Raw genomic sequence first — 1,807 nt, forward strand, 5'->3', positions numbered from 1 at the left:
AGTGCGGTAATGACGATGCTACACGCTGGGTGGAAAAACAGTCAGCCCGTATTCCTGAAGTCCCATGCTTCCTTATAACCTTCACGCTACCGCATGAACTGAACAAAGTCGTCAGAAGTCATCAGAAGGATTGTTACGGGCTGTTGTTCCGTGCCTCATCAAACGCTCTAAAGAAGCTCGCGGCTGATCCCCGCCACCTCGGCGCGCAGCCCGGGATGCTGGGTGTTCTTCATACATGGGGGCGTGATCTCCCATATCATCCTCATGTTCATTACCTGGTTCCCGCTGGCGGTATTGATAAGAACAGTAGATGGTGCTGGACACCCTACGAAGACTTCTTCCTGCCCGTCAGGGCACTCTCACCAATCTATCGAGGTAAATTCCGTGATGGAATGAAGGTTCTCGGACTTCATGATGCCGTTCCCAGAGAGGTCTGGAAAAAGGACTGGGTCGTACACTGTGAGCCTGCGGGACAGGGACCTGAAGCAATCAAGTATCTCTCACGCTATATCTATCGCGTGGCCATAACTAACAGTTGTATCATTGCGCTTTATGATGACAAAGTAACCTTCCGGTATCAGCCGGTGGGGACAAAGGACTGGAAGTATATGACACTTCCGGTTCTTGTCTTCATGGCGCGCTTCCTGCAGCATGTGCTTCCGAAAGGCTTCTGCAAAGTACGTTACTACGGATTCCTGCATCAACGATGTACTGAAAAACTCAATTCGATACGGGAACAACTGGGTCTGCCACCTGTTCCGCTTCCGGTTGAGAAACCGATAACACTTTACTGTTCGCATTGTGGTACTGCGCTCGTACATCTTCTTGCGTTGCAACGGATGAGGGCACCACCGTGAGAAAAGAGAGATTGTACTATCCCACTTGGTATATGCTGCTGCTGAAAACCCCCATGAAGCAGCCTGGAACCGGTCTACCCAAAATCCTTAATTCAGCCATCCGGATGACTGTGGCTACCCGGAAATACACGAAAACCGATCTGAAATTTACATGTCCGACCGGTTACTTCAGTATTTTTTACTGTATTCAAAAGAATACGGTTACCATACGCTACGAATAGAAAATCCAAATACTCGCACCGCTTAATTCAACACAGGATTGCAGCGCACTACAGTGCGCTACGAATCCTTAACTCGTTGTAAACCTATTTCTTAAATAATTCAGAGTGAGAACCTGTTCGTTCAAATCTCAATTCTGTTTTTGTAGCTTTGTATATTAACAGCCAGTCTGATGTGATATGACACTCCCGATGATGACTATAGATTCCTGTTAATTTGTGATCCTTATTCGTGATGGGAAGAGGGACTTCGGCTACAAGCAATGCCATTATTTGCTTGAGTTTTACAATCTCTTTACCTTGTTTTTTAGCTTTCTTGAGATCTTTATGGAATTGCTTTGAGGTAACAGGGGTTAGCACTATATCCCTAAGTTTTTGAACATATCATCGATATTCTCGTGTCGAACAATATTTTTACCATCATCAGTTTCTTTAAGCACCTTTTGAGTTAACTCATTAGGTATTGCCACCTCAAAAGGAAGTCCATGACGAAGCTTAACCTGTTTGAAAAAGATATTGATTGCATCAGTTGTAGAAATTCCCAATTCATGAAAGAGCTTCTCAACTTCTTCTTTTAAGTCTGGTTCAATTCGTGCTCTCACAGTAGCTGTTTTACTCATAATCTACCTCCGTACATTATGTATGGCACATTTGGGCTACCTCGTCAAGTCTCTTTTCATTTAATCGAGGTAGGACTGCCAGTTACCTGACAGCCCCCTCGCAGATCCCTGC

The 1,807-nt window shown here is 45.2% G+C and carries 3 protein-coding genes; 1 reads left to right on the plus strand and 2 read right to left on the minus strand.

Annotation, left to right across the window (positions count from 1 at the left end):
* Positions 1-857: transposase (locus K8S15_14930; GenBank protein MCD4777327.1), on the plus strand; the 857-nt coding region annotated here is incomplete at its 5' end.
* Between the two features lie 305 nt (positions 858-1,162).
* Here the strand turns inward: K8S15_14930 and K8S15_14935 are convergent.
* Both K8S15_14935 and K8S15_14940 read right to left on the minus strand, forming a co-directional pair.
* Positions 1,163-1,435, minus strand: coding sequence for a type II toxin-antitoxin system YafQ family toxin (locus K8S15_14935; GenBank protein MCD4777328.1), 273 nt, complete (start codon positions 1,433-1,435; stop codon positions 1,163-1,165).
* A complete protein-coding gene (locus tag K8S15_14940; GenBank protein ID MCD4777329.1) occupies positions 1,435-1,695 on the minus strand; it encodes a type II toxin-antitoxin system RelB/DinJ family antitoxin in 261 nt (86 codons plus the stop codon). Before K8S15_14940 ends, K8S15_14935 begins: the two co-directional genes overlap by 1 nt.
* Between the last annotated feature and the right edge of the window lie 112 nt (positions 1,696-1,807).

The sequence above is a fragment of the Candidatus Aegiribacteria sp. genome (assembly GCA_021108005.1).
Classification (GTDB): domain Bacteria; phylum Fermentibacterota; class Fermentibacteria; order Fermentibacterales; family JCC-6; genus Aegiribacteria.